The 22,946-nt window shown below is 59.1% G+C and carries 24 protein-coding genes; 2 read left to right on the top strand and 22 right to left on the bottom strand.

Annotation, left to right across the window (positions count from 1 at the left end):
- Window positions 1-71: 71 nt before the first annotated feature.
- The 6 genes from BW950_RS02300 to folD form a co-directional block, all read right to left on the bottom strand.
- Window positions 72-1,175: a tetratricopeptide repeat protein gene (locus BW950_RS02300; protein ID WP_076487675.1), complete on the bottom strand. Its 1,104-nt coding sequence runs from the start codon at window positions 1,173-1,175 to the stop codon at window positions 72-74.
- On the bottom strand, window positions 1,172-1,537 hold the full coding sequence (locus tag BW950_RS02295; RefSeq protein WP_076487674.1) for a hypothetical protein: 366 nt from the start codon (window positions 1,535-1,537) through the stop codon (window positions 1,172-1,174). Before BW950_RS02295 ends, BW950_RS02300 begins: the two co-directional genes overlap by 4 nt.
- Window positions 1,538-1,623: 86 nt before the next feature.
- A complete protein-coding gene (locus tag BW950_RS02290; RefSeq protein WP_076487673.1) occupies window positions 1,624-2,865 on the bottom strand; it encodes an IMP cyclohydrolase in 1,242 nt (413 codons plus the stop codon).
- 2 nt (window positions 2,866-2,867) lie between these two features.
- A complete protein-coding gene (locus tag BW950_RS02285; protein ID WP_076487672.1) occupies window positions 2,868-3,581 on the bottom strand; it encodes a hypothetical protein in 714 nt (237 codons plus the stop codon).
- Window positions 3,571-4,368, bottom strand: coding sequence for a GTP cyclohydrolase FolE2 (gene folE2, locus BW950_RS02280; protein ID WP_076487671.1), 798 nt, complete (start codon window positions 4,366-4,368; stop codon window positions 3,571-3,573). The genes BW950_RS02285 and folE2 overlap by 11 nt, the downstream gene beginning before the upstream one ends.
- Entirely contained in the window at window positions 4,369-5,262 is an 894-nt protein-coding gene (gene folD / locus BW950_RS02275) for a bifunctional methylenetetrahydrofolate dehydrogenase/methenyltetrahydrofolate cyclohydrolase FolD (RefSeq protein ID WP_076487670.1), read from the bottom strand.
- Window positions 5,263-5,328: 66 nt separating this feature from the next.
- Here folD and BW950_RS02270 point away from each other — a divergent pair, with 66 nt between their 5' ends.
- Together BW950_RS02270 and BW950_RS02265 are read left to right on the top strand one after the other, a co-directional pair.
- On the top strand, window positions 5,329-5,964 hold the full coding sequence (locus BW950_RS02270; RefSeq protein ID WP_076487669.1) for a TP0733 family outer membrane beta-barrel protein: 636 nt from the start codon (window positions 5,329-5,331) through the stop codon (window positions 5,962-5,964).
- A gap of 13 nt (window positions 5,965-5,977) precedes the next feature.
- Window positions 5,978-7,288: a hypothetical protein gene (locus BW950_RS02265; protein WP_076487668.1), complete on the top strand. Its 1,311-nt coding sequence runs from the start codon at window positions 5,978-5,980 to the stop codon at window positions 7,286-7,288.
- Window positions 7,289-7,371: 83 nt separating this feature from the next.
- Here the strand turns inward: BW950_RS02265 and BW950_RS02260 are convergent, their stop codons facing one another.
- From BW950_RS02260 to BW950_RS02185, 16 genes are all read right to left on the bottom strand, one after another.
- On the bottom strand, window positions 7,372-7,971 hold the full coding sequence (locus BW950_RS02260) for a phosphoribosyltransferase (RefSeq protein WP_076487667.1): 600 nt from the start codon (window positions 7,969-7,971) through the stop codon (window positions 7,372-7,374).
- Window positions 7,968-9,464, bottom strand: a complete 1,497-nt coding sequence (locus tag BW950_RS02255) for a Do family serine endopeptidase (RefSeq protein WP_076487666.1) — start codon at window positions 9,462-9,464, stop codon at window positions 7,968-7,970. Before BW950_RS02255 ends, BW950_RS02260 begins: the two co-directional genes overlap by 4 nt.
- The gene (map, locus tag BW950_RS02250; RefSeq protein ID WP_076487665.1) at window positions 9,461-10,249 is read right to left on the bottom strand and encodes a type I methionyl aminopeptidase; all 789 of its coding nucleotides are present in this window, start codon (window positions 10,247-10,249) and stop codon (window positions 9,461-9,463) included. Before map ends, BW950_RS02255 begins: the two co-directional genes overlap by 4 nt.
- A 20-nt stretch (window positions 10,250-10,269) precedes the next feature.
- Window positions 10,270-12,126 carry a hypothetical protein gene (locus BW950_RS02245; RefSeq protein ID WP_076487664.1) on the bottom strand — a complete coding sequence of 619 codons (1,857 nt, stop codon included), beginning with the start codon at window positions 12,124-12,126 and terminating at the stop codon, window positions 10,270-10,272.
- A 2-nt stretch (window positions 12,127-12,128) separates the two neighbouring features.
- On the bottom strand, window positions 12,129-12,539 hold the full coding sequence (gene nusB, locus BW950_RS02240; RefSeq protein WP_076487663.1) for a transcription antitermination factor NusB: 411 nt from the start codon (window positions 12,537-12,539) through the stop codon (window positions 12,129-12,131).
- A gap of 2 nt (window positions 12,540-12,541) precedes the next feature.
- Window positions 12,542-13,627, bottom strand: a complete 1,086-nt coding sequence (locus BW950_RS02235; RefSeq protein WP_076487662.1) for a peptidyl-prolyl cis-trans isomerase — start codon at window positions 13,625-13,627, stop codon at window positions 12,542-12,544.
- Between the two features lie 127 nt (window positions 13,628-13,754).
- Window positions 13,755-14,558 carry a J domain-containing protein gene (locus BW950_RS02230; protein WP_076487661.1) on the bottom strand — a complete coding sequence of 268 codons (804 nt, stop codon included), beginning with the start codon at window positions 14,556-14,558 and terminating at the stop codon, window positions 13,755-13,757.
- Window positions 14,559-14,569: 11 nt separating this feature from the next.
- Entirely contained in the window at window positions 14,570-14,986 is a 417-nt protein-coding gene (locus BW950_RS02225; RefSeq protein ID WP_076487660.1) for a flavodoxin family protein, read from the bottom strand.
- A gap of 6 nt (window positions 14,987-14,992) precedes the next feature.
- The gene (gene secG, locus BW950_RS02220; RefSeq protein ID WP_076487659.1) at window positions 14,993-15,334 is read right to left on the bottom strand and encodes a preprotein translocase subunit SecG; all 342 of its coding nucleotides are present in this window, start codon (window positions 15,332-15,334) and stop codon (window positions 14,993-14,995) included.
- Window positions 15,335-15,341: 7 nt separating this feature from the next.
- Window positions 15,342-16,094 (bottom strand): triose-phosphate isomerase, encoded by a 753-nt coding sequence (tpiA, locus tag BW950_RS02215; RefSeq protein ID WP_076487658.1) that lies wholly within the window; start codon window positions 16,092-16,094, stop codon window positions 15,342-15,344.
- A gap of 79 nt (window positions 16,095-16,173) precedes the next feature.
- Window positions 16,174-17,352 (bottom strand): phosphoglycerate kinase, encoded by a 1,179-nt coding sequence (locus BW950_RS02210; protein ID WP_076487657.1) that lies wholly within the window; start codon window positions 17,350-17,352, stop codon window positions 16,174-16,176.
- Between the two features lie 89 nt (window positions 17,353-17,441).
- Complete coding sequence (gene gap / locus BW950_RS02205; protein ID WP_076487656.1) at window positions 17,442-18,443, bottom strand: type I glyceraldehyde-3-phosphate dehydrogenase; 1,002 nt, start codon at window positions 18,441-18,443, stop codon at window positions 17,442-17,444.
- 124 nt (window positions 18,444-18,567) lie between these two features.
- Window positions 18,568-20,613: a tetratricopeptide repeat protein gene (locus BW950_RS02200; protein ID WP_076487655.1), complete on the bottom strand. Its 2,046-nt coding sequence runs from the start codon at window positions 20,611-20,613 to the stop codon at window positions 18,568-18,570.
- Complete coding sequence (locus tag BW950_RS02195) at window positions 20,600-21,421, bottom strand: hemolysin family protein (RefSeq protein WP_499697493.1); 822 nt, start codon at window positions 21,419-21,421, stop codon at window positions 20,600-20,602. The genes BW950_RS02200 and BW950_RS02195 overlap by 14 nt, the downstream gene beginning before the upstream one ends.
- Window positions 21,394-21,930, bottom strand: a complete 537-nt coding sequence (gene ybeY / locus BW950_RS02190) for an rRNA maturation RNase YbeY (RefSeq protein WP_076487654.1) — start codon at window positions 21,928-21,930, stop codon at window positions 21,394-21,396. The genes BW950_RS02195 and ybeY overlap by 28 nt, the downstream gene beginning before the upstream one ends.
- Entirely contained in the window at window positions 21,914-22,870 is a 957-nt protein-coding gene (locus BW950_RS02185; protein WP_234969003.1) for a PhoH family protein, read from the bottom strand. The genes ybeY and BW950_RS02185 overlap by 17 nt, the downstream gene beginning before the upstream one ends.
- Window positions 22,871-22,946 lie beyond the last annotated feature (76 nt).

The following is a 22,946-nucleotide window of genomic DNA, read 5'->3' as shown; positions in this document are numbered from 1 at the left end:
CAACTGCTCAAGCGAGCAAGATCAAGAGGAAAGAGTCAAGAGCAAGAGAAGCGAATCAGGGAACCAGGGGATCAGGGTTTGAAGACCAGGAAGCCCTCTATGCCTTCTTCCTTGAGGGCCACCACTGTTTCCTGGGCATCAGCCGGGAGGTATCCCTCGGGGAGAGTGACGATCACCCGGTAAAACCGGCCGGATCCGGTCTCGGCGGTCTCTATGGTTCCCGAAAACCCCAGGGCAGTGATGTCCCGCAACATGTACGATGCGTTCTCACGATCCCGGAAGCTTCCTGTCTGGATACCCATCAGTGGCGAAGCAGCACGGCCCTCCTCCGGTTTTTCCCCGGCAGGCCGGTCTTCCCCGGGAGGGGCGTCCCCGGGAGCACCTGGTTCCGGGCGACGATCGGCCATGGAAAAGCCTGCAGAACCCTCCTGAAAGATACGGCTCGGCAAGGGAGCCGCCACGACTGACCTCCTGCCCCCGCGAGAATCGACAAGGCGGTCTTCGGGAGAGAGTCCAAAGTGTTCAGCCAGGTCCCGGCGACTTCGTTCCAGAAGCTCCGCATCCTCAAGAACTCTGGCGATGTCGAACAAAAGGAAAAGTGCTTCGGGCTCGTTTTTCTGATCGGCCAGGGCGATCGCATGAGCCAGGGCTGTTTCGGTATCGCCGGCCAGAAAATAGGCCCTGCCGCGCAAGATGGCCCCTGCCCGCTGGAGACTGCGGTCTTCCGAAGAGGCTATCATCCGGGAAAGAATCTGAATCGCGCTCTCGGCCTCGCCCAGCTCCAGCAAGACCCCTCCGTAGCGCAGGGCAGCCTCGGCGAAATCGGGAATGCGCTCCAAGGCCTCCCGATACCATCGGGCGGCACTGGAAAAGCGGTGAGAGAGCTCGTAGACCTGAGCTGTCTCGAACAGGGCCTGGCCCTTCTCCCGGGGATCGTCTATCCCGGCAAGGCGGTCCTTCAGGGGCTCCAGAGCCTCTTCCAGGGATGACGCTCTCTCAAGAATGGCCTGAAGGGTCTCAGACCAGGATGAGCGTTCCCGGGCATCCACTCCCGGATGAGCCAGATGGGACAAAATCAGGACAAGTCCCACAAAGGCGCACCGCCTCCAGGGGAACCGCCCTTCTGGACCGATCCTGATGGTGCCGGCTGTTCTGCCCGATCCCGCTACGGTCATGACCCCCCCGGCAGACTGCGCTTCTTTGCAGTCTTCGCTGCCTTGGCCGCTTCCCTGGCCTGACGGCGCTCCTCCTTGCGAGATGCCGTGAGGGCTTTCTTCTGGTTCCGGATTTCCCGCTGCTCCTGCCGCTCCCGGCGACGCTCGCTCCTGTCCCTGGTTTTGCGGGATGTGGTGAACATCACAGCCGGAATGGTAAGGACAACACCGAGAAAAAACGCAAAGAAGAGGCTCAAAAAGACCGGGACATCCTGATACAGAACAAATCCCAGGGAGATGTCAGCAGTATGATCCAGATTGAGCCCGACAAAGGCAAGAACACATCCCAGGAGGACAAGATACAGTAACAGTTTCCAGGGCATAGACGATTCCTTCCGTTGCTTCAGTATATCACAGAATCCCCCGGGCCTTCTGACCCTGGGGGGATTCTTCCGGGGGGCGTGCCTAATCAGTGACGGAAACTTCGCTGTCCCGTGAAGACCATGGTGGCGCCGAAGTGGTTGCACGCTTCTATCACTTCGTGGTCCCGCAGGGCTCCTCCGGGCTGGAGGATCGCCGAGACCCCTTCGCGCAGCCCCACCTCAGCGCCATCGCGGAAGGGGAAGAAGGCGTCGGAGATCATGGTAGACCCCGGCAGTCCTCCCTGCTGTTCCCTGGCGGCCCGATGAAAGGGCTCCTGTTCCTCAGGCGAAGCAAGCTCCTCGATCCCCTTCCCCGTTTCCTCCAGGCACAACCGGTCGGCCAGTTTCCAGCAGGCCTTTTCCCGGGCGATCCGGGCAACGCCTACCCGATCCTGCTCGCCTGTGCCGATAGCCACGGTGGCCTCATCTTTTACGTATATTACGGAATTGCTGGTAACTCCGCTTTCTACAAGCCACCCGAAGCGCATGTCCCGGCGCTCTGCCTCGGTGGGCTCTCGTTCGATCCTGTAGGAGGTTCCCTGGTGCTCGGCCCGGGCAGGAAGAAGTTCTTCGTCGGGCATGAGTTTGGGTACAAAGGACCACTGCGCCACCAGCCCCCCATCGATGAGGCTCTTGAAATCAACAAACCGGTCTCCCACGTACTCCTGAAGACGAGCCATGTTTCCTACCCGGAGCACCCGAAGGTTCTTTTTTGTTGCGAAGACCTCCAGCGCTCCGGCGCTGAACTCGGGGGCCACCACTACCTCGGCGTAGTATGCGGCGATCGCCTGGGCCGTCTCCCGATCCACCTCGCCGTTCAGGGCTACGGCTCCTCCAAAAGCAGCTATCCGATCTGCCATGAGGGCCCGCTGGTACGCCTCGGCCAGGGAGCTTCCCAGAGCAACCCCGCTGGGATTGTTGTGTTTTACAATCACACAGGCAGGACGATCGGTAAAGTAGCGAAGGATGTTCAGCGCTGCGTCCACATCGGTGATATTGATCTTGCCGGGGTGCTTCCCGCTTTGCAGCAAATCCACCTCCGAGGCAAGCCCTCGACCCGGGGCTATCTGGTGCACCTGGCCCAGGACAAGGTTTCCGTTCACCGGGCGGTAGAGAGCTGCCTGCTGATCGGGATTCTCGCCATAACGCAACCCCTGGCGCTCACCGGCAACATCCCATGTCACCTTGCGGTAGGAGAGAGTCTGTCGCTCCGAGCCGGACCCGAAGGATATTTCCAGATCCTCGGGGAACCCGTCGGTATTGATGGTACGATACATACTGCGGCTCATGGTCACGCCTCCTTGGGGGAAATGTCGGTACAGGACTGGTCCGTATAGAGCGATGCCAGGTCTCCTGCATCGGCCGCCCGGGCCAGTTCCCGGGCGATAGCCGCTTCGTAGCGAGCTGTACAGGAAAAAACCTTTACTGCCTGGGCCAGACGAAACTTCAGCGATGTCGTTCCCTGGCCTTGACGGAGCTCCTGAAGCACCAGGGGATAATCCCGGGCACTGCAGACCGGAAGAACCCGAAGGAAGTTCTTTGCCGAGGCCCGGAGCATGGTGGGCCCCCCGATATCGATATGGGTACGAAGGTCTTCCAGGGTTACTCCCTCCCGGGCAGCGGTTTCCTCAAAGGGATAGAGGGAGCAGACCGTGAGATCGAAGGGGACCGATCCGGTTCGGGCCAGGTCGGCCTGATGGTCCTCGTTGTGAGATTCGCTGAGAAGGCTCAGGTAGACCCGATAGTCCAGGGTTTTCACCAGGCCCCCCTGCATTTCGGGCTGCCCCGTATACTCCGTGATGGATCTCACCAGGCCGGGGTCCCGGTCCCGCGCCAGTTTTTGAAGGAGCGTGAAGGTGCCCCCCGTGGAATAGATCACCAGATCGGGGATCTCCTGCCAGAGTCCCTCCACAAAGGCTTCGAGCCCCTCCTTGTCGGCCACGCTGATCAAGGCAGTCTTCAGGGGGACGCGATCGGTAACGGTTGTAACACGATTAAGATTCATGGGGTTTCTCCAGGGGCGGACGCCCGCGCTCTACATACGCGTAGGCGTCGTGGTTGTGAATACTTTCCTGGTTCAGCGCCTCTACGCAGAACCAGGGAAACCGGAACCGCTCTTCCACAGCGGTGGTAACCTCCCGGACCAGATCTTCCACAAATACCGGATGATCGTAGGCCTGTTCCGTAACAAACTTTTCGTCCACCCGTTTCAAGAGGGTGTAGAGTCCCGCCGATGCGCAGGATTCGATCAGCTCGATCAGGTCTTCCATCCAGAAGAAATCCTGCACCTCGGCCGTGACGGTACAGGTGCCCCGCTGGTTGTGAGCCCCCCGGGAGCTGATCTCGCGGCTGCAGGGACAGAGGGTAGTCACCGGAACAGCCACGGAAACAAAAAATTGCCGTCCCTGGGCACTCACACTGCCGCTGAAGCCGCAACGGTAATTCATCAGGCTGGGCTGCCGGCTCACGGGAGCTTGTTTTTCCATGAAATAGGGAAAATGAAGCTCCCCGAAGGCTCTCTCCGCATCCAGATACTGCCGCACCTCCTGGAGCATGTCCAGGAACCGGGGCATGCGGATCTCCCCGGCGTAGCGTTGAAAGACTTCAACGAAGCGGCTCATGTGGGTTCCCTTGTAGTCGTGGGGGAGGCTTGCGTAGAGGGCCAGATCAGCCACGGTGTGCTGCGTTCGGTGATCCCTGTCCAGAACCGTCACGGGGTGCGAGATGTTTCGGACGCCTACTTTCTGGAGGGGAATGCGGCGGGTGTCATTCTGGTTCTGGACGTCTACCACTCAGGATGTCCCCGTGGCCCGCCGTGCCTCGGCAGCACAGACGGTGTTGTGGAGAAGCATGGTCCGCGTCATGGGGCCCACGCCCCCGGGAACGGGAGTAATAGCCGAGGCTTTCTCCAGAAGATCCTGATACGCAGCGTCTCCCACCAGACGGTACCCACGCTTTGCCTGGGGGTCCTCTACCCGGTTCACGCCCACATCGATCACCACCGCTCCCGGTTTGATCATGTCAGCCGTGAGGAACTCGGGAGAACCCATGGCGGCTATCACGATATCGGCCCCTGCCGTAAGGCGGGCGATATCGCGGGTTCGGGAATGGCAGACCGTTACGGTGGCGTTTCCTCCGGGACGTTTGAGCGCCAGAAGCACCGAGAGGGGCTTGCCCACAATGTTGCTGCGGCCAATGATCACCACCTCTTTTCCTGCCGGGTCGTGACCCGAACGCTGGAGCATTTCCACCACACCCTGGGGTGTACAAGGAAGGAGGGCCGGAAGCCCCAAGAGCATCCTGCCCAACGAGAGGGGGTGAAACCCGTCCACATCTTTTGCAGGGTCGATGCGCTGGAGCACGCAATCGGCGTCTATGTGATCGGGCAGCGGAAGCTGGACCAGTATTCCGTCCACCTGATCGTCATTGTTCAGACGATCCACCAGCGCAAGGAGCTCTTCCTGAGTGGTTTCCCGGGGAAGGCGGAGATCGAAACTGCCAATACCGATCTTCTCGCAATCCCGCTCCTTGGCGGTCACGTAGGAGAGGCTTGCCGGATCGTCTCCCACAAGAACCACAGCGAGCCCCGGCTTGCTTCCCCGGGCTGTCAGGGCCGCCACGCGGGGTTCCAGCTCCTGGCGAATGTCGGCGGCGATCTTTTTGCCGTCTATGATCTGTGCTTTCATGATCGGCCTATTGTAGCGGAAACGCCCCGTGTTGTCAGGGTCTTTTCTGCGTGATAGTATCGGACTGTGATTTTTACCAGTCGACAAAGACAGCCACAGTGGGCTCTCGCTCTGGTCCTGACCGCAGCCCTGACCGCGTTGGGACCTCTCGGTTCGGCCTGTGCCCAGGATGAAGACGAAGACTTTCAGCCCACCTACGGGCGCGGGGACCAGATGATCTCCATGAACCTGGGGTTGTTTATTCCCCTCTTTTTTGCCGGCGGCCCCGATGGAATCAAGGACGCCAACTTGACCCTGGGCGGAACAGGCCACCTCATGTGGAGCGGGTTTCTCACCAACGAGATCGCCCTGGGGGGAGAGCTGGGGGGAATGTTCGCCTATACGCCCAACCGGAACGCCCTGTACATGATTCCCCTGGCCATGCGGCTTACCTATTTTTTCAGGGCCTACCCCTTTGAGTTCCCCCTCTCTATTGCGGCGGGGATGAACTTCAGCCGCTTCGACGGGGCTTTCAAGATTGATCCGATCGTGATGCCCGGCGTGGGGGCCTACTGGAACATGAACCCCGAGTGGGCCTTCGGGGTGGATCTCCGCTATTGGTGGGTGCCCCAGTTTTACAACCACGTGTCGGATGTCGACAACGAGGACAATCGTTTCGGGAACTTTATGTCCACCACCATGTCCATTCTCTACCGGTTTTAGGAGAAGACGCTTTATGCACTCTATAAACAATCCCACACAGAAGAGACATGCCCTTTCCCTCATGGCGGGCCGCAGAGTTCTTTCTCTCGGGGCGCTCCTGGCTGCCCTGATCCTGATTCTGGGCGGCTGCACCCGGGGGGAGACGGGGATCTTTGCCGATATCGAGCAGGAGGTGAAGATCAGGTCCAACAACCTGGTGGATAACACCTTTATCGCCAGCATGGCCGCCTCGGAGGACTACTTCTACGCCGTGGCGGGCACGGGGCTCTTCCGGCGCCCCATAAGCGGCAATACCTGGCGCCGGGTCAGCCCCAAAGACAGGCAAGCCTCGTCGGTGGCAGTGATTAAGAATGATGATGATGCCTACGAGGTCTACGTGATTCTCTCGAAGGATGGCAAGAATACTACTTTACGGAAAGCCACAGAGGATCTAGAGGGAGAACTTTCGTCCTGGGAGACCATTCTCGGGAGCGGCTCTTATCTGCCTGTTCCCAGCGATGTAGACAAGAAACTCTCCAGACTCACGGGGGTGGCCGCTATCGACCGCTCCAGCGACGACACGCCCGACACGCTGATCATCACCATGCGACAGGAGGGTGACAAGAAGCAACGCTACTTGGCAGTGAACCCGCAAGCGGCTGATCCTGAGAACAGGCTCATCCGCTTTGTCGGGTACGAAAATCCAGGGGACGATCTGATCCCAAGCACGCGCCCTCCAGGGAAGGCCTTTCTGGCGGATGACTACCTCTGGATCGCCAGAAACGGCCTTTGGTGGATCTCTTTAACAGACTTGAATGATGATACTTCTGATATCAAAGAAATAAGGGAGATAAAAGCCCCGCCAGCAAACCTGGGGGCCGTGGAGCCGGTAACCCACAATGACAATACCTTCCTCGTGGCGGCGACGCTCACGGGCAGGCTCTATAAATCACCGAACCTGGCAGGTGCTGATGACCCAGGAACCTGGGATAAGGACAGCTGGGGAACCTACTTTGGCTCCCGCAGCAGGGCCTTCGCGAGCCTCCTCTGGCTTCCAGATCGAGGAATATTCCTGGCAGGAACGATCAGCAACGAGAAGCCCAGCTGGGACCGCAACGGCTACTACCACGCCCGCCCAACCATAGACGGCGATGATTTCACCGGAGTCAGCTGGACCTCGGGCCGCGATATCAGCCGGAGTTACGGCTCGGCAGAGCTCTCCTCGGCTGCCGTGACGGGACTTATGGAACTGGGAGGGCTGGTCTTTGCCCTGACCGATAACACCGGCCTCTGGAGCACCTCCAGCTATAACACCGGAACATCCCCCACCTGGGTCTGGGAATAGCCCCCCCCGAAGAGCCGAAGGGGTACAAAAAAAGACCGCCTCTTGGGGCGGTCTTTTTTTGTTCATCTTCTGAAGGCCTTGCCTCAGGGCAACCCGTGGAGCACGGCACGAACCCGCTCGTCGGGGTACTGCCGGTCTATCTCCTCGGGAAGAAGCCCCACCAGCTCGTGGCTCAAGTAATGAATCCAGTGATCCTCTTCGGGTGAGTGAATCTCGTGTTTCCGGCAGTAGTAATCGGGCTGGATCGGCTGTTTTTCATCCACGTAGTGGCGAATCTTGTAATCGTGAACGGCGATCTTCACATCGGAACGGGGCAAACCCTTCTGGAGGATCACCTCCACCAGATGATTCACGGTCCGACCCGTATCAAAAATATCGTCGATCACCAGGATTCGATCGCCCGAACGCAGATGCTCGGGGCTGTAGGTCCAGCCGTCCACGCTGACCCGCTCCTGCTCGCGGATATCGGTGTAGGAACGAGCCACCACGGCGGCGTAAAAGACCGGCCGCTGTCCTCGCCGGACAAACTTGAAGTACTCGCTGATCACGTTCCCCATGTAGGCACCGCCCCGGAGACTCACGTAGATCACATCGGGAATAAACCCTTCCTTGCAAATCTGCTGGGCCAGAACGATCGCGTTGTTCCTGACCGTATCGTAGGAGATAAATTGCTTGCTGCTCATTGCTGAATTCCAATCTCGACAGTTTTGTCGTCACGCAGGAGTGAGAGGGTAACCTCGCGGCCGCCCTCATTGATCGCTCGATAGAAGTCAACCATGGAGGTTGTCTCCCGGCCATTTATACCAAGAAGGATATCCCCCACCCGGAGGCCTCCCGCAGCGGCCGGTGTTCGCCGCTCCACGGTGCTCACCAGAAGCCCCCGGGTCTCGCTGGAGAGGTCGAGATCGGAGCGCACCTCTTCGGTGAGGGGATACACCGAAAATCCCGGCCAAAGCCTGCGGTTCAACTCGGCTATCTCCTGATCCGATTCGCGCTCGGCTATCAGAACGTCCAGCCCCAGAGCCTCGCCGTAACGAATCACCGAGAAAGATGCTGCCTCTCCCACGGGCAACTCCCCCACCTCCAGGACCAGCTGGTCCGAATCACCGATAGGCACGCCGTTGAGGGCTACCACAAAATCTCCCGGCAGGAGACCTCCTTTTTGGGCAGGAGAGTCACGGAAGACGTGATGAACCAGCGCTCCCCGCCTGTTCGGCAGAGCCAGGGATTCGGCAACCTGCGCTGTGACAGAGCGGATACTCACTCCGAGCCAGCCGTAGCGGACCGCCCCGATCTCGATAAAGTCATCGATCGCACGCACCACATTATTGATCGGTATGGAGAAACCCAGCCCCATGCTTCCGCCTGTTTGGGAGGTGATCCAGGTATTGATCCCCACCACCTCGCCCCGGAGGTTCACCAGGGCCCCGCCGCTGTTGCCCCGGTTAATAGCTGCATCGGTCTGGATAAAATCGCTGATGTTCCCGATAGGGCCACCGCGCCGGTTCACAGCGCTCACAATGCCGGCTGTGACGGTGGACTGAAACCCGAAGGGGCTGCCAATTGCCAGAACCCAGTCGCCCACCTGCAGGGTATCGGAATCGCCCAGGGAAGCCAGAGGGATTTCCCGGGAAGCAGTAAAGGAGAGGAGCGCCAGGTCTTTGCGGGTATCGGTTCCCACGATTCGGGCGGTGTATTCCTCATCGTCGGTGGTCGTAATAATTATCTGGTCGGCCTGTCCCACCACGTGTTCGTTGGTGAGAACGTAATAGAGATCGCCCTGGCGGCGCACCACTACGCCCGAACCAATGCCCTGGGTACGAAAACTTCGCTCCCCCTCCTGGTCGTGGCTCTCTTCCTCCAGATAGGGATCGCCAAAGAAAAAATCGAACCAGGGGGCATCGTCTCCCTGGGGCATCGCCCTGGTGCGGACCTCTTCCACGTCGATTCGCACCACCGAAGGGCTGGCCACACGAGCCACGAGGCGAAAACTCTCCTGCAGCGCCTGGGGATCTGCCTGGGCCAGACGATCCCGGTCCCGGGCTGCGATCACGCCTCCCCGGTTTCCGTTGGTGGAACAGGAGAAGAGCACTGCCCCCAGGATCAGGCCCAGCAAAAGCCCCGTCAGGAGCAGGTTCGCCACAAAGAGCCGTCGGGGAGAAATGTGTATTTTCATAGACCCGCCTCGTTCTCCAGGGACGGCACGTCCTCCGAGGGGCGTCGGGTGAGAACCTCCACGCCCTCCTGCAGGATCGCCAGGGTATGCTCGAAATGGGCCGAGACCTTCCGATCCTCCGTAACCACCGTCCAGTCGTCGTCCAGCAGATCAACCTCGTCAACACCCAGGTTCACCATGGGTTCGATGGCGATAACCATGCCTGGCCGAAGCCGCGGATTTGGGCCCCGTCCCACGTAATTCGGGATCTGGGGATCCTCGTGAATCTCCAGACCCACCCCATGGCCACAATAGGGCCGGACCACGCCGTAATTGTGGGCTTTCACAGTCTTGTAGATGGCCCGGGAGATATCATTCACCCGTTTTCCCCGGCGGGCCGCCTCGATCCCTCGCTCCAGGGCTTCCCGGGTCACGCGGAGAAGCTCTTCCACGGCAGGGTCCACAGTACCCACCGGGACTGTCACGGCGGAGTCGCTAAAAAAACCCTCGTAGTCTATGCCGCAATCGATGCTCACCACGTCACCTTCCACCAGGCGACGTGCTCCGGGGATTCCGTGAATCACCTCGTCGTTCACCGAGGTGCAGAGCGCACCGGGAAACCCCTGATACCCCAGAAAGGCAGGTCGTCCTCCCAGAGCCTGGATCTCTCGCTGGGCTATGAGGTCCAGTTCTCCTGTGGAGATGCCCGGCACCACCTGAAGCTGAATTTTCTCCAGCACCGTTGCCAGGAGTCGGCAGGAAGCACGGATTCCGGCGATCTCTTTTGCTGTCTTGATACGAATCATCGAAGAGGAGCGTAGCACGTTCAATCCCGGGGCGCAAGAAGTGCGCGGTAGCTGTAAAGGGATTCCTCGTCGGGAGTTAGGCTGATTGCCCGGTCTGTCAGACGACGGGCGTCCCTGGGGCGGTCCTCCAGGCGGGCCTGTTCTGCCTGGAGCAACAGGATCCGGGCTTCAATCGCTCCACGCACCGCAGGGGGAATCGACGCGTCGTCGAACCAGCGGCGAAAGCGCTGAATCGCCTCGCGAGCTTCCTCAAGGGAAGAATGCCGGAGCGCAAAAAGCGACTCGTTCCAGTGGGCCGCCCAGACCGAGACGCTGTCTCTCCCGGCGGTCATGCCCCCGCCGGCAGAACCATCGGTTTCTCCCGCCTGCACCACACGATCGCCCACCTCCGGAAAAAGGTACGGCACCACAGCCCGCGCCCGCGCCAGGTCTCCCTGATCACCAAACTCGATGAGATGAAGCGCCGCTGCCCAGGAGGCCCGATGTGGTTCATAGCGCCGGCGCAACTCCGCCAGCCCCGATGCATCGCCCCGGAGCAGCAGGTGACGAGCCAGAACCCCCGCCACCTCGAGTGCTTCGGGACGCCAACTCAGATAGCTCCAGAGCTCCTTCTCCCGCCGTTCCGGCGGAGCCAGGGAAAGAGATCTTTTCCCATCGGTGCTTCTGCCTGCGCTATCTGCATGGTGATATTCCGTCAGACGGTATCGCGCCAGATGGGAAAGGAGCCACAAGGGGGGATTCTCCCGGAGCTTCTGTTCATCGAGTGTGGCCAGAAGCTCTCCTGCCCGAAGCCATTCACCACGACCCGCCAGAAGCGAGGCCCAGAGAAAGCGGTAGTCAGGGTTTTCGCCGTGGTACGCGCTTCCCCGTTCCAGAACCGCATCGGGCCGGGATCTCCCCTGACGGGCCAAAATAATCGCTTCGTTCAGAAAAGGAATCGGAGAGAAGGCAGGCTCCACCGTCTGGAGTTCCCGGTACAGCGCAAGAGCCTTCTCGATCTGGCCCTGCCGCGCATGGGCATCAGCTTGAATCAGGAGCATCCCCGGGAGCACCGCTTCCCGGGGAGGAAGAGCCCGGAGCTCCCGGAAGAGCCAGGTGTCATCTCCAAGCCAGGCCGAGAGGAAGATCGCTGCCCGATGATCCACAGGAACGGTTCCCTGGGGGGAGCGTGCAAACTCCCGAAAGGCCACAGCTCCCCGTCGGGCTCGGGAAAGATCCCCCGCCGCGGCTGCTGCAAGGGCACTGTTTCGGGCAAAGGCCGCTACCCCCGTGGCCTCCCAGGCCTTCCACAGCGAGGAAGGTGCAGGATCATCGAGAGCCCCGGTGACGCTCCTGATCAACGGGGCTTCGGGATGATCATCGGCCAGTTCCAGCAAAGCAGCCCGGGACCGGTCGGGTCGATCGGGGTCGAGGACAGAGAGGATTTGAAGGATCTGAAGTTCTTCTCCGAGAGGCCCCTGGATTCGCAGGTACTCCCGTGCGCCCTGATAGTCGCCCCGGCGGACCGCTGCGTAGCTTCCTATTTTTCGCCAGATCAGGTCCCGGGGAAAGGACGAAACCGCCGCCGCTGCCAGATCATCCAGGGTCCGCCAGCGTTCAGCTTCCGGCTGCCGCCAGGCCAGGCGAAAGAGCTTGTGCCAATCCCGGGATGACCGGGCAAAGCGAGCCGCCTCGCGCAGGACCTCCTGGTACGTCTCGTCGTGGCGTCCATCCCGGTCCAGGCGCTCTGCCCGTGTCAAAGCCTGGTCGAACGCCCGGGTTCGGCGGAGATTCGTCAGGGAGCGGGTTATAACCAGCGTCGACCCCAGGGCCAGAAGAAGTGCAGCGCCCAGAAAGACCAGACGCCACCCCCGGGAACCCCGGAAAAGTCCCCGCACTGCTACCCCTTGCTCTGCAGATCCCGGCGGATACCGTCGAGAACACCGTTAATAAAGCGGTAGGCCTCGTCCGTGGATAGCTCTTTTGCAAGCTCCACAGCCTCGTCTATGGTAATCTGGGCAGGAAGATCGGGCTGGTACATGAGACAATAGGTGCTCATTCGAAGAATCGCCAGATCAACCTTGGCCAGCCGATCGATATCCCAGTTGGTAAGATGTTCTGAAATCGCTTGATCCACCGGGGCGAGATTCTCCAGTGTTCCCTGGAGAATCATCCGGGGAAAGGCGAGATCATCTTCACGGGAAGGGTCTGACCAGGAAAACTGCAGCAACACCGGGAGATCGCTGACCCCTGTATCCCAGCTGTAGAGAGCCTGAACCACCAGTCGCCGGGACTTTCTTCTGGATGCCATAGCTACCAGTCCAAGTGCTCGGGGAAACGGCGAATTTCAGCCTCTTCCATCAGTTCTTCCAGAGTTGTCTGGATCGAATCCTGAAAGAGGTCCTGCTGGCGTTGAGAGAGGATATATCCCCTGATCTGATCGCGAACCGTCATGGTCTCTCCCGGCAGGAGCGGGTCATCGAGCTGAAGCAACCGGGGACTGCGCCGGTCGGTGATCCGCACAATGTGGAGCCCCACGTTGCTTTCCAGCACACCCGAGACGTCACCCTCTTCCAGATCCAGGAGGGTTTCCACAAAAGAGCGGCCCAGGCGACGCCGGGCCTCTTCGTCACCCCGGACGAGATAGCCAAAATCCCCCCCCGAAAAACTGGTATCATCCAGAGAAGCCCTCATCTGAGCCTGGAAGGTAGTCGTGCCACGCTCAATATTGCGGGAAATCTCGGCGGCCCGCCTTCTGGCTGCCTGTTGCGCCGCAGTGTCACGGTTCCGCAGGTCAAAAAAGAGATGTTCGAAACGGGCCATGGCAGGATTAGTGAACTGCTGTGCGTTTTCTTCGTAGACCTGGCGGATTTCGCGGGCGGTGGGTTCCGGGATGGTTCCGAAGGATTCCCGGGCCCGTTCCATGATGAAGCGCTCCTGAATCAGCCGGGTGCGAAGCTCTTCCAGGTAGGCTTCCCAGGTCATTCCCATTTGATCACGCACCAGACGACGAAAGTCGGACTCGCTCACGGGACGGTCCAGTTGCTGCCGTTGCAGCTGGACAGCTTGTTGCACTTCCTCGTCGGTGACCCGGATCTGGGCGCGCTCTGCGGCCTGGCGGATCAGGACGTCGCCGATCTGCGCCTCCAGAACCTCTTCCCGGTTTTCCCGGGAGAGTGTTCGGCCCAGCTGCCGCTCCAGAAGCTCCGTCTGCTGCCGAATCTCCCGCTGGCCAATATTTACCGTTTTGGTAAGCCGCACGATTGCCACGGGCCGATCCAGGATCTGGGCTGCCGCTTCAGGGACACCAGCCGTTCCAAGTAGAGCCAGTGTGAGGAGAAGAAAAAGTCCCCCTCCAGCAAGCCTGTTATTTCTCTTTTTCGCTATTTTTTGTATCATACAAACCCTTACCTTCCACATTACCACGTATAGCCTTGCCAAGACCAGAGCACCCGGAAGCACTCGGGCCAATCCAGGCTTGAGCATATCAGGCGCAACAGAAGGGCACTATATCACAGGAACCCCTTCAGAGCGCATGCGAGAGTCCTAATTCCTGTTGTATTTTTCTCACACCCGCCAGGCGGGGATCCAGCGACAGGCCCCGTTGCACATTGCGCAGAGCCCCGCGGCGATCGGCTTTCTTGAGACACATCTCCGCCGCGATGCGGTAGAGGAAGGCTCTGTCTTTTCTGGAAAAATCCCAGTCCACAGCCTGATAGAGGCAGGAGAGAACGGTGTCAGGATCCTCCATGGAAGGCAATCGAAAGCACAGAACGTGTCGAAGATGATCGAAGACATCAGCCATAAAATGGCGGAAATAGGGCTTGTGCTGCTCAAACCGAACGATCGCTGCGAAGAGTTCAAACGCCCGGAGATACTCCTCACGGCTTTCGTATTCTTCAGCAAGAAGGAACGCGCAATCCATGAAATCTTCCCGATCGAGATATCGGGCCAGGTCAAAATCTCCCGTGGCCAGAAAGACACTATAAATCTGGAGCGCCTCTTCGGGGTTATCATGAAGCAGATCGTAGAAAATCAGCCGAGCCTGCGATCGGGGGTCATCCCGTCGCTGGCGAAGAAAGTCAGGGTAATTGAACTCCTGCCGCTCTTCCCGGCGGCAATATCCCCGCAGCCGGTCGTACTCCGCCCGTCGATGGGGATTGCCCAAGGTCTCCCAGGCAGCGACAAGCTCCTTGATGCGCTCCACACTCTGAACTGCACCGTTGTGCAGATCAGGGTGGGCTGCCTTCACCTCCCGGCGGTAGGCCCGGCGAACTTCCTTTGGCGTTGCATCGGGCGAGACGCCCAGGACAGAATAGTGATCCTTCACCGGTCACTCTTTCACCGGTCGATTTTCAGGCGGCGAACCACCTGATCCGCCTCCTCCCGGGAGCGAAGAATTTCCGAAAAGCGGAGAAAGAGCCCCTCCCGTTCCATGAAATCCATCAAACGCGAAAGTCCCCGCTGGGCCCCGAAGGGCGCGTTGACCACGAAGGCAAAGCTTTTCTTTCCCAGAAGATTTCCCGCCTGAGAGAGGAACTCCCCGATCCGGGAATCGATCCGCCCCCGAAAGGGGGACGTAACCGATGTACCCAGGACCAGATAATCGTAGACGGTCAATTTGGTATTCCGCGACTGATCGCCGTCGATCAGCGTGACGGCATGCCCCTGTCGCTCCAGAGAATCAGCTACTCCCTGAGCCAGGTCCCGTACCTTGTTCCTCTTCGCTCCGGCAAAAAAGACTACCGCTACCCGCACAGATTGTTACTCGCTCTCGGCAGGGGCTGACTCTTCGTCAAGAACCCACCACTCGACCGAATCCCCACGCTGCGCCTCAAGCCGCCGGGCGGCAGCTTCCACGTCTCCCCCGTCGGGGGTGCGGTTCACCCAGGCAAGCCCCAGGGAGCTGACCAGAAAGAGCGTTGCCAGAATACTGGTAATCCGGGTCAGAATATTTCCGCTCCGGTTTCCCACCTGAGAGGCTCCGCCTCCGCCAAAGATCCCGCCGAGACCGTCACCGCCCTCTTCCTGAACAAGAATGATCAGAATAAGCAGCAGAGCGCTCACAACGAAGATAATCATCAAAAGAATACCAAGAAACCCCATCAATACCTCACCTGTCGAATTGTGCTATGGGAACAAACGTCTCCGTCTTCAAGGATGCACCACCGACAAGGGCTCCGTCAATATTGTCACGGCCCATTAAGCCCTTAACATTGTCCGGTTTTACCGATCCACCGTACTGAATGACCATTTTCCCGGCTTCATCGGCTCCGTAGAGGGTGGCAACGAAGTCCCGGATTGTCTTGTGGACCGCATCGGCGTCGTCGGGGGTTGCTGTTTTTCCCGTTCCGATAGCCCACACGGGCTCATAGGCGATCGTTACCTTGTCCAGTTGATCTGCCGTGATTCCCTTGAGGCCTTCCCTCATCTGGGTCTCTACAACCTCATCGACCCGGTTGGCTTCACGCTCTTCCAGAGTCTCTCCCACGCAGAGAATAACTTCCAGACCTTCCTGAAGGGCCAGATGAACCTTCTGGTTGATCAGGGCATCGCTTTCACCGTAGCTGTGGCGTCGCTCGGAATGGCCCAGAATAACCACAGACACGCCCAGGTCCTTCAGCATCAGGGGAGAGATCTCGCCTGTATGAGCTCCGCTGGTAGCAGGCGCCATGTTCTGAGCTCCCAGGAGAATATTGCTTCCCTGAAGAACTGCCCCAACCGTCTCGAGAGCCGTAAAGGGCGGAGCCACCATCAGCTTGTGGGGAACGCCGGCAAGCTCGTTTTTCATAGCCTGAGCCAGAGCACCCGCTTCGGCCCGATTCATGTGCATCTTCCAGTTTCCTGCGATAAAAGGTGTTCGCATAGGGTTAATCCTTTTTTGTCAGTCTGTTGTATCGGGCCGCAAACCGCACCGCAATGCGGATACGGTGCGGCCAGAAAAATCAGTCTTGGAGAGCTACGATTCCGGGAAGCGTTTTGCCTTCCAGAAACTCCAGAGAAGCGCCGCCGCCGGTAGAGACGTGACTCAACTTGTCAGCAATTCCGAACTTGTTGGCCGCAGCGACGCTGTCTCCGCCACCAACAACGGTAATGGCACCGGACTGGGCGATCGCTTCGGCCACCACCCGGGTTCCCGTGGCAAAGGCCTCAAACTCGAAGACCCCCATGGGGCCGTTCCAGACAATTGTCTTTGCCGTACCAATCGCCCTGGTGCAAGCTTCGATCGTTTTGGGTCCGATATCAAGGCCCATCAGATCAGCCGGCAAGTCCACGCCGTCGATCTGACGGGGCGCAGCTTCGGCGTCGAACTCGACGGCCGCCACATGATCAAGAGGAAGGATGACCTGGACTCCCTTGGCTTTGGCTGCCGCGAGAAAACTTTTGGCGGTATCGATAAAATCCTCTTCCACCAGGCTCTTGCCGATCTCGTGACCTTGCGCCCTGAGGAAGGTATACGCCATACCTCCGCCGATAATCATGGCAGCGCAGTTGGGGACCAGGCTTTCCAGGACCGCGATCTTTGAAGAAACCTTGGCTCCACCGATGACTGCCACCATGGGCTTTTCGGGGCTCTCCAGGACGGGCTGGAAGAAGGAAATCTCCTTCTCGATGAGAAGACCGGCGCAGGAAGGCAGAAAGCGGGTAACTCCCTCGGTAGAAGCATGGGCGCGATGAGCGGTTCCGAAGGCGTCGTTCACAAAGACATCTCCCAGGTCCGCCAGATTTTTTGCAAAATCCAGGTCGTTCCCGGTCTCTTCCTTGTAGAAACGGACGTTCTCGAGGAGCATCACCTGCCCGGCTTCAAGAGCCCGGGCCTGTTTCGTCACAGTATCGCCAATAACATCATCGGCCATTGTCACAGGAGTCCCCAGGAGCTCGCCCAGCCGTGCTGCCACCGGGGCGAGGCTAAACTCCGGTGCGCGGGCACCTTTGGGCCGTCCCAGGTGGCTCATGAGAATCAGGGATGCTCCCTGTTCAAGAATGTACTTGATTGTGGGAAGTGCGGCGGTGATTCGCGTATCGTCGGTTATCACTCCGTCTTTCAGGGGAACGTTGAAGTCCGCCCGCATCAGAACCCGTTTCCCTGCCAGGTCGGCGTTTTTCACGGTACGTAATGCCATGGTTTTCTCCTTCAGGATGTACCAGTTGTGCTAGAAATGAAAAGGGCCCGGCTGATCTCTCAGGAACCGGGCCCAGGATGTGTTGTGGATCAGACGAGCTTCTGAGCGAGCTCGACAACGCGGCAGGAGTAACCCCACTCGTTATCGTACCAGCTGAAGACTTTCGCCGTCTTGCCGTTCACCATGGTGCTCTGGGCATCGAAGATCGAGCTGTGCTCGTTGTGGATGATGTCCGCCGACACGATGGGATCCTCGGTGTACTCCAGAATGCCCTTCATGGGGCCTTCGGCGGCTTTCTTCATTGCAGCATTGATCTGCTCTACCGTAGCCTCTTTCTTGAGGTTTACCACCAGGTCCACGATGGATCCCGTGGGAGTGGGGACACGCATGGCACCGCCGTCGAGCTTGCCGTTCAGCGCGGGCAGAACCTTACCCACAGCCCGGGCTGCACCGGTGGTGGTGGGGATGATGGACATGGCACCGCTGCGGGCGCGACGAAGATCCTTGTGAGGACCATCGAGCATCATCTGATCGTTGGTATAGCTGTGAACGGTGGTCATGAAACCGCTCTCGATACCGAACTCCTCGTCCAGAACCTTGGCAATCGGGGCCAGACAGTTGGTGGTGCAGCTTGCGTTGGATACGCAGGTGTCTTCCGGCTTGAGATCATCGTCGTTTACACCGAGTACAACCATGCGGTCGATAGCGTCCTTGGAAGGAACACAGAGAATGACCTTTTTTGCAGGATACTTGGCGTTCTTGATGTGATCGCCGTAGCCACCACGCTCGCCCTCACGGGTTACAAAGACACCGGTGGACTCGATCACCACGTCCGGAGCGGCTCCCCAGGAAATATCCTTGGGGTTCCGATCGGCACAGACCTTGTAGGATTTTCCGTTCACGATGAGGTTTTCAGCATCGTACGAAACGGTGCCGTCGAACTTTCCCTGAGTGGAATCGTACTTCAGCAGGTGGGCCAGAGTTTTTGTGTCGGTCAGATCGTTGATAGCAACAACGTCCACGCCCCGCTCAAGGGCGATCTTGAAGACGTTCCGGCCGATACGGCCAAATCCATTAATCGCAATTTTCATATTTTCCTCCTGATGCAGGTTTGCTTTTCAGTCAAGGTGACTATAGAAAAAGATTTATCGAATGTCAATCGAAGCGGAGCAGGAAGACCCGGCAGAAACGGAGGAACCCTCCCGGCCACCCCGATCAGCGCAACCGGAAGAGACGTTGCAGAAGCTCCGGCGAGAGGAATCTATCGACCCGGGAGGGGGGAGCCTCCTGCGTCGGGAGAAACCTTCCGGGGGGGGCTTCTTCAGATTCGCCCTCCTTGCCCGGACGAACCAGCGCCCCCGGAACAAGGGCATCCACCCCTCCCTGGGGGCGGCTGTAGCGCGCCTCGGCCAGGAGATCGTCCACAGCAAGGACCCGGGCGGTTCCCAGAAGGGCTCCCCGGGAGGAGGATTCCCGAAGTTCCAGAATTGAATCCGGCTCGATCCCGTCGGCAGCGCCCAATGATACAAGAATCAGATCTCCCCGGCGCTGCAGAACCTCTCCGGCAGGAAGAACCACAGCACCTAGAGCCGCAACAAGATCCCGCAAGGCCCTGTCGATTCGATCTACCCCATCACGGGTGAAGACAGCGGAGAACAGCTCGTTTCCCGTGGATTGCTCCAGCAGAACCGCCTCCAGAGAGACCGTTTCCCGAGAGAGATCCGTCGTCAGAAGCAACACCAGCTCGGCCCCCTGCTCTCTGGCTATAACCAGGGTTTCCACGGGAGTCCTGCCCGCAGGGACGACATTCCGGAGGGAGATGTTTTCGTTCATGGCCAAAAGAGCCCCGGCGTACTCGCCGATGTGCCGGCTTGCTTCGGGCTCTCCAGTTTCGCGGGTCTGGCCGTGGTGGATCGCCAGAGATACACGCCGCCGGGGTGCGGTAAACTGGTCAACATGCCATCGGCGGGCTACAGAATCCCGGAGAAGCCGCTCAAAGATCTCAATCCGGTCCGCCAGGAGACGGGCTTCTCTCTGATCACTCTCATCGCCGTGGGTGGAAACAATTTCCAGCTCCTGGAGAAAGCGGCCCCGAAACCCCTGTTTCCGGTACAACTCAGCCAGACTGAGGCGCAATTCCCGATGAAAAGGGTTGAGCTGGAGGCCCCGCCGGAAATGGCGTTCGGCCTGACGGTGGAGAAAGCGTTCCTGGAATTCCTGTCCCGACCGGAGATACACCTCAGCGGCACTGTGACGTCGGGGACTATCCAGGGGTTCCTCTGCCAGAAGGGTGTTTTCCAGAGCGATACGACTCAGCTCGTAATCGGGACGAAGACGCTGCGCCCGTTCCCAGCTGCGGTAGGCCGTCTCCAGATCTCCCTGACGGGCTGCCAAAACGCCCCGGGCGTACCAAATTCGGGGCTGCTCCGGATCAAGAGAAAGGAGGTGCTCGTAGTGCTCCCGAGCACCCTCCATATCTCCCTGTCCCAGAGCGGTTTGGGCAAGCACCAGCCATCCTTCCTGAAGTTCGGGGGCCAGGCCAACGGCGCTCCTGCCGTGAAAGAGAGCCTCCTCATAACGCCCCTGATCCAGAAAAAACCGGGCAGCCAGGAGCTGCACCGAGGGATCCTCGCCGTGATACTGCAACGCCCGCGAGAGGTACCGACGGACTGCTACGGCGTCTTCCCGAGCCAGGGAGGCTTCCAGAAGCGCTGTCAGGAGGAGCCTGCTCTCGGGAAACCGCCGTTCCAGGGATCGCAACTCCGAAAGATCCTGCGAAGCCTTCCCCTCGGCGAGATCCAGCAGGGCCATTCCGATGAGGGCCTCCTCCTGATAGGGCTGCCGGGCCAGGACGGCCCGATACCGTTCGCGGGCCTGATCAAGGCGGTCCGTCAGAACCAGAACCTTCGCTTCCAGAAGATCGAGTGCCACTCCGGGATAGCGCAGACGCCGAGCCTCCTGGAGGTGATCCTCTGCCTGTCGATAGTCTTCAAGCCAGAAAAGCGCCTCGCCCAATCCCATCCGGGCAGCTCCGTACCGGGGATTTGCTTCCAGGGCCTTCCGGAACAGGTCTGCCGCAGCCAGGATCTCATCGCGCTCGTAGTAGATCACCCCCCGCCGCAGCGCTTCACGGCCCCGATGGACCTGCTCCGGCGGGGTTTCAGCCAGGATGTTCTCGCCGATCCAGAGCGCCGGGACCAGAAAGAGGACCAGGAAGAGCGGGAAGCAGACCCTCTTCGGCTGCCTCTTAACGCTCGTCATTGCGGGGAGCCTCGTCGGGTTTCACCATCACTTTTATCGTTTTAATTTTGTGACCATCCATGTCCTGAACGATAAAATCGATATTGTCGTGGGAGACTTTCTCAAACTTGACCGGTATCTTCCCGAAGAGATCAAAGACGAACCCCCCCAGGGTATCGTAGTCATCATCTGGCAGAGTAATCCCCAGGGTCTCCTCCATATCTTCCAGGTTGATCCGGGCATCACAGAGGTACGTATGGTTTCCCAGCTCCAGGAGGTCTTCCCGCTCGTTATCGAACTCGTCCTGGATATCTCCCACAATTTCTTCAATGATGTCTTCCATGCAAACCAGGCCTGAGACACCGCCGTACTCATCCACGGCAACGGCGATATGAACGCGCCGGCGCTTCATCTCCCGCAAAAGGCCGTCCAGACGCTTGCTTTCGGGAACAAAAAAGGGCTTTCGCAGAAGCGTGTCCATCCGTATTGTCTCGCCGTTTGTCAGATACTGGAGCAAATCCTTGGCGTAGAGCATTCCCACCACGTTATCGATGGTGTCCTTGTAGACGGGAAATCGGGAGTGTCCTGTTTCGGCGATTCTGGAGACAAGCTCCTCTGTAGGGAGATCGATACTGAGAAAAACCGAATCGATCCTGGGAACCATCACCTCCCGCACCGTGGTGTCGGCCAGGCCATGAATACCCTTGATCATTTCCCTCGTCTCCTGATGGAGCGGGGTTCTCAGGGCATCGTCCTCGGCCAGGAAGGATCGCAGCACTTTAGAGACGAAGGTCGGGCGTTTCAAAAGAGCGTCTCCGGAATTTCGCACACCAGTTTCTCCTGAAGTTGTAGCATTGGTTCCCGGGAAAAATCCCGTGTTTCGTGGGTATGTCCGGCAAGGTGCAGCAGTGCGTGGACCGTTACCCGACGCAGCTCTTCCTCCAGGGGGACGGAAAATCTTCGGGCCTGGCGCTCCACATAGGGAAGGTCTATTACCACATCGCCCAGGGCCGGAGCGGGCCCCGAAAGCTCCTGATCGCCCCCGGAGGGAGGAAAACCGACTTCACCGGAAGGATCGCCGCCATCAAAATCGTCCCCACCGAAGGAGAGCACATCGGTGGGCTCGTCCAGCGATCGGTACTGCCTGTTGAGATCTTGCATAAAGGAATCATCGGTGAGCAGAAAAGACACCTCCCGCCCCGTCAGTTCCAGCCGTTTCAGCACCAGGAGAACGTAGCGCTCCAGAGCTGGTATCCAGGGTGGCGGCTCCAGATTCTCCGTGCGTATATCGACGCCAGTTTCCGAACTGGCCTGGTCCGGGTCAGGATCTTTCTTCATCGTAGGCCTTGATAATATTCTGGACCAGGACACTGCGAACCACGTCCTCCCGTCCAAGATGAATTACAGAAATATCGTCCAGGTCTTTGAGTATCCCCGCCGCGTGAAGGAGCCCCGACTGGACCCGGCGCGGCAGATCCACCTGGGTTACATCACCGGTTATGGCGGCGCAGGTATTTTCCCCGAGCCGGGTGAGAAACATTTTCATCTGCTCCCGGGTCGTGTTCTGGGCCTCGTCGAGGATCACGTAGCAATCTCTCAGACTGCGGCCCCGCATATATGCCAGAGGAGCAATCTCGATCATGTTCTGCTCTTCCAGACGCCGCAACAGGTCCGCCGGAATCAGATCCTCGATAGCGTCGTAGAGAGGCCTCAGGTAGGGACTGATCTTCTGAGTCAAGTCGCCCGGCAGAAAACCAAGGCTCTCGCCCGCCTCGACCACAGGACGCGTCAGAACCAGCTTGCGTTTTTGCTTCGAAAGCAGCTCCCGAAGGGCGTGGGCAACGGCAAGATAGGTTTTGCCGGTACCGGCGGGGCCGATCAGAAAAGAGAGGCTTTTTTTCTGAAGGCTTTCCATAACCCGCGCTTGTCCGGCTGTCCTGGGAAAGACTCTGGACCTGGCCAGAGGAATCTCCAGGGAGACCTTGCGCATACCCTCCAGGCCAGCCTGGTCGTTTTTGTCGAGATTGCGGTGGATCGCATCGATTAAACCGGCATCGGGCTCGTGGCCACACCGGCTCTGTTCCTGGAGCTCGCTCAGGAGCGAGACGAAGCGCTTTTGCATCGTCTCATCGGGACTATCAAGGATCATCTCGTTCCCGCGAACCCGCACAGGCGCGGCAAAGAGGTGTTCCAAATGACGAATGTTCCTGTCGTTTGCTCCGCATATTTTTTGCAACATTGCACCGTCCGAGAGGACCAGCGCGGTAGTATCTGACAATCCATCTCCTCTGCTGTGTAAGTATAGGGACACCTCTCGGATGTGGTCAAGCAAAACCCGGGGCCACCTTATTTCT

Origin of the sequence: Alkalispirochaeta americana, assembly GCF_900156105.1 — a bacterium.
Classification (GTDB): Bacteria; Spirochaetota; Spirochaetia; order DSM-27196; family Alkalispirochaetaceae; genus Alkalispirochaeta; species Alkalispirochaeta americana.
The sequence above is the reverse complement of the archived record's forward strand: the minus strand, read 5'-3'. Positions and strand labels throughout refer to the sequence as shown.

What these genes read in the sequence shown, in the direction of transcription:
- BW950_RS02200 (WP_076487655.1), bottom strand. Translation starts at nt 20,613, where the DNA reads ATGACGAGCGTTAAGAGGCAGCCGAAGAGGGTCTGCTTCCCGCTCTTC.
- folD (WP_076487670.1), bottom strand. Translation starts at nt 5,262, where the DNA reads ATGAAAGCACAGATCATAGACGGCAAAAAGATCGCCGCCGACATTCGC.
- BW950_RS02300 (WP_076487675.1), bottom strand. Translation starts at nt 1,175, where the DNA reads ATGACCGTAGCGGGATCGGGCAGAACAGCCGGCACCATCAGGATCGGT.
- BW950_RS02265 (WP_076487668.1), top strand. Translation starts at nt 5,978, where the DNA reads ATGCACTCTATAAACAATCCCACACAGAAGAGACATGCCCTTTCCCTC.
- nusB (WP_076487663.1), bottom strand. Translation starts at nt 12,539, where the DNA reads ATGGCATCCAGAAGAAAGTCCCGGCGACTGGTGGTTCAGGCTCTCTAC.
- BW950_RS02210 (WP_076487657.1), bottom strand. Translation starts at nt 17,352, where the DNA reads ATGGCATTACGTACCGTGAAAAACGCCGACCTGGCAGGGAAACGGGTT.
- ybeY (WP_076487654.1), bottom strand. Translation starts at nt 21,930, where the DNA reads ATGAAGAAAGATCCTGACCCGGACCAGGCCAGTTCGGAAACTGGCGTC.
- map (WP_076487665.1), bottom strand. Translation starts at nt 10,249, where the DNA reads ATGATTCGTATCAAGACAGCAAAAGAGATCGCCGGAATCCGTGCTTCC.
- BW950_RS02295 (WP_076487674.1), bottom strand. Translation starts at nt 1,537, where the DNA reads ATGCCCTGGAAACTGTTACTGTATCTTGTCCTCCTGGGATGTGTTCTT.
- gap (WP_076487656.1), bottom strand. Translation starts at nt 18,443, where the DNA reads ATGAAAATTGCGATTAATGGATTTGGCCGTATCGGCCGGAACGTCTTC.
- BW950_RS02285 (WP_076487672.1), bottom strand. Translation starts at nt 3,581, where the DNA reads ATGAATCTTAATCGTGTTACAACCGTTACCGATCGCGTCCCCCTGAAG.
- BW950_RS02255 (WP_076487666.1), bottom strand. Translation starts at nt 9,464, where the DNA reads ATGAAAATACACATTTCTCCCCGACGGCTCTTTGTGGCGAACCTGCTC.
- tpiA (WP_076487658.1), bottom strand. Translation starts at nt 16,094, where the DNA reads ATGCGAACACCTTTTATCGCAGGAAACTGGAAGATGCACATGAATCGG.
- BW950_RS02260 (WP_076487667.1), bottom strand. Translation starts at nt 7,971, where the DNA reads ATGAGCAGCAAGCAATTTATCTCCTACGATACGGTCAGGAACAACGCG.
- BW950_RS02235 (WP_076487662.1), bottom strand. Translation starts at nt 13,627, where the DNA reads ATGATACAAAAAATAGCGAAAAAGAGAAATAACAGGCTTGCTGGAGGG.
- BW950_RS02290 (WP_076487673.1), bottom strand. Translation starts at nt 2,865, where the DNA reads ATGAGCCGCAGTATGTATCGTACCATCAATACCGACGGGTTCCCCGAG.
- secG (WP_076487659.1), bottom strand. Translation starts at nt 15,334, where the DNA reads ATGGGGTTTCTTGGTATTCTTTTGATGATTATCTTCGTTGTGAGCGCT.